Here is a 2,790-nt window from a genome sequence, read left to right as displayed (position 1 = left end):
CGAGGACGAGGCGTCCGCTCAGCTCCGCCTGGACGGCCAGGGCGGCGGTCTCGTCGGCGGGCCAGCCCGCCGGAATGTCGATGATCGTCATGATGCGGCCACCCTATGCACGGCCGGGAGGGCCCCCGGCGCCCTCCCGGCCGTGCATAGGGTGGCCGCATCATGACGATCATCGACATTCCGGCGGGCTGGCCCGCCGACGAGACCGCCGCCCTGGCCGTCCAGGCGGAGCTGAGCGGACGCCTCGTCCTCGACGAGGAGGGGCCCGCGGTCGGCGAGGGGCACGTCACGGGGCTCGACGTCGCCTACGACGACGAGCGCGATCTCGTCGCCGCCGCGGCCGTCGTCCTGGACGCGCGGACCCTGCGCGTGGTGGAGGAGGCCACGGCGGTCGGCCGGGTCTCCTTCCCGTACGTCCCCGGGCTGCTCGCCTTCCGCGAGATCCCCACGGTCCTCGCCGCGCTCGACGGGCTGACCGCCGACCCCGGCCTGCTCGTCTGCGACGGCTACGGCCTAGCCCACCCCCGCCGCTTCGGCCTCGCCAGCCACCTGGGAGTCCTCACCGGCCGTCCGTCGATCGGCGTCGCGAAGAACCCGTTCACCTTCACCTACGATCAACCCGGCCCGGAGCAGGGAGACTTCGCGCCGCTGCTGGCCGACGGCGAGGAGGTCGGCCGGGCCCTGCGCACCCGGGCCGGCGTGAAGCCGGTCTTCGTCTCCGCCGGTCACCGGGTCTCCCTGGCCAACGCCTGCGCCCACACCCTCCACCTCGCCCCGCGCTACCGCATCCCCGAAACCACCCGCCACGCCGACGCGTTGTGCCGCCGGGCCCTGAAAGAGGCGCTCGACGGCCCCCGGTGACGCGAGCGGGCGCCGGGCGGAGTCGAGTACCTCCGATGATCGACTGAGTAGCCTGAGTACCTGTACGGATACCGGGCCGTCCGGTCGCCCACCAGAGTGGGGGCCATGACAACACCCCCTTCCGTCTCGTCGCGTTCCGTGGAACGCGGCCCGAACCCGATCTCCGCCGGGGCCGTTCCCCTCGCCCCGGCCGCGATCCACGCCCTTCCGACCGCTCTCGCCGCTCGGGCCGCGGTGTGATCGGGCGTCTGCGGTGCCTCGTTCTCGACTGCCCGGACGCCTGGGAACTCGCCGAGTTCTACCGGCGGTTGATCGGAGGAGAGGTGGAGAGCCCCGAGCCCCGGTGGGCGGTCGGCGAGGGCTCGGCGGTGTTGCGGGGCGTCGGCGGGCCCGTCCTCGCCTTCCAGAGCGTGGCCGATCACCGGCCGCCCGTATGGGGCGCGCCCGAGCAGCAGTTCCACCTCGACGTGCGGGTGGACGACCTCGACGCCGCCCACGAGGCCGTCCTCGCGCTCGGGGCCGAACCGCTCGGCGACGGCGGGGGCGACGCGGCCTGGCGGATCTACGCCGACCCCGCCGGTCACCCCTTCCGCCTCGTGCGACCCTGACCCCTCCCGTACCGCCGGCCCGGGCGGCGCGGCCCGCGGCTCAGCCCCGGTGCGCCACCCGGAAGCGGATGCCCGCCGCCCGGAGCCGGTCGATGAGCGCGTCACCCATTGCCGCCGCCGTCGTCACCTGGCCCGATGTCTTCGGCAGCGGGTCGAACGCGAGGCTGAGCGCCGCCTCGGCCAGCATCTTCGCCGTCTCGTCGTAGCCCGGGTCGCCGCCCGAGACCTCGGTGAACACCCGGCGCCCGCCGCCCTCGCCGACGAAGCGGACCGAGAACCAGCTGCGGGCCCGCCGCTCGGCCGACGGCCCCTGCCCCGCCTGGTAACGGTCCATCAGCCAGGCGCGCACCGGCGGGAGTTGGGCGAACGCCACACCCGCGCCGACGGCCGCCGCGCCGCCGAGGGCCATCGGGAGCGTCTTCACGGAGGCGTAGTGGCGGTAGCGGAAGTCGGGTCCGTACCGTTCGAGGGCCGCGGCCGACCGTGCCACGACCTGCGGGTCGAGGGTCGGGAGCGGCAGGGCCCAGGTCCCGGTCTCCCGGCTGAACCGCGGACCGGACAGCGGCGCACGGGTCCGGCGCCCCACCAACCGCGGTTCGTGCAGCCGTCGTTCGTGGGCCGCCCGCAGGATCTCCCGCCCCCGGCCGAGGGCGGTCAGGGCGGACGCGAAGGTGCCGCCGGAGAACTGCGCCTCGGCGCGTACGAAGCCGTCCACCCGGAGCGGTACGCCCTCCGGAAGCTGCTGGACGGTGAAGTACGCGCCCAGGTCGTGCGGGACGGAGTCGAAGCCGCAGGCGTGGACGATGCGGGCGCCGGTCTCCCGGGCCCGCGCGTCGTGCCGTACGTACGTCTGGTCGACGAACTCGGCCTCGCCGGTCAGGTCCAGATAGTCGGTGCCCGCCTCGGCGCACGCGCCGACGAGCCCGTCGCCGTACCAGACGTACGGGCCGACCGTCGTCGCCACCACCCGTGCGGACTCGGCGAGTTCGCGCAGCGAACCGGGGTCGGCCGCGTCCGCGACGACCAGCGGCAGCTCGGCGCAGCGCGGCCACCGGGCGGCGAGCCGGGCACGCAACGCCGTGAGCCCGGCCCGGTTGCGGCCCGCGAGCGCCCAGCGGCACTCCGCGGGCGCGTGGGCGGCGAGGTACCCGGCGGTGAGCTCACCGACGAACCCGGTGGCCCCGAAGAGAACCACGTCGTAGGGGCGATCAGGCCCGACTGCGGCCTCCCGCCCGGTCTCCTGCTCTGTGCCGGCGCCGGCCCCGGCCTCTCGACCGCCCCCGGCACTCGCCCCGGCCCCGGCACTCGCCCCGGCCCCGGC

The 2,790-nt window shown here is 75.6% G+C and carries 3 protein-coding genes; 2 read left to right on the top strand and 1 reads right to left on the bottom strand.

Annotated features, from left to right (window positions below; all coding sequences use genetic code 11):
• Positions 1–162: 162 nt before the first annotated feature.
• Together EAO70_RS10310 and EAO70_RS10305 are read left to right on the top strand one after the other, a co-directional pair.
• On the top strand, positions 163–861 hold the full coding sequence (locus EAO70_RS10310) for an endonuclease V (RefSeq protein WP_148002706.1): 699 nt from the start codon (positions 163–165) through the stop codon (positions 859–861).
• A 236-nt stretch (positions 862–1,097) separates the two neighbouring features.
• The gene (locus tag EAO70_RS10305; protein ID WP_148002705.1) at positions 1,098–1,469 is read left to right on the top strand and encodes a VOC family protein; all 372 of its coding nucleotides are present in this window, start codon (positions 1,098–1,100) and stop codon (positions 1,467–1,469) included.
• A 40-nt stretch (positions 1,470–1,509) separates the two neighbouring features.
• Here EAO70_RS10305 and EAO70_RS10300 read toward each other — a convergent pair whose 3' ends face one another.
• Complete coding sequence (locus EAO70_RS10300) at positions 1,510–2,664, bottom strand: saccharopine dehydrogenase family protein (RefSeq protein WP_148002704.1); 1,155 nt, start codon at positions 2,662–2,664, stop codon at positions 1,510–1,512.
• Positions 2,665–2,790: the final 126 nt, after the last annotated feature.

The organism is Streptomyces sp. adm13(2018), from assembly GCF_008042145.1.
Taxonomy (GTDB): Bacteria; Actinomycetota; Actinomycetes; order Streptomycetales; family Streptomycetaceae; genus Streptomyces.
Note: the sequence above shows the minus strand (reverse complement) of the source record. Positions and strands in the feature narration are given on the sequence as shown.

Bases quoted from the DNA above. Each gene is read 5' to 3' on its own strand.
- EAO70_RS10310 (WP_148002706.1), top strand. From the start codon at position 163: ATGACGATCATCGACATTCCGGCGGGCTGGCCCGCCGACGAGACCGCC.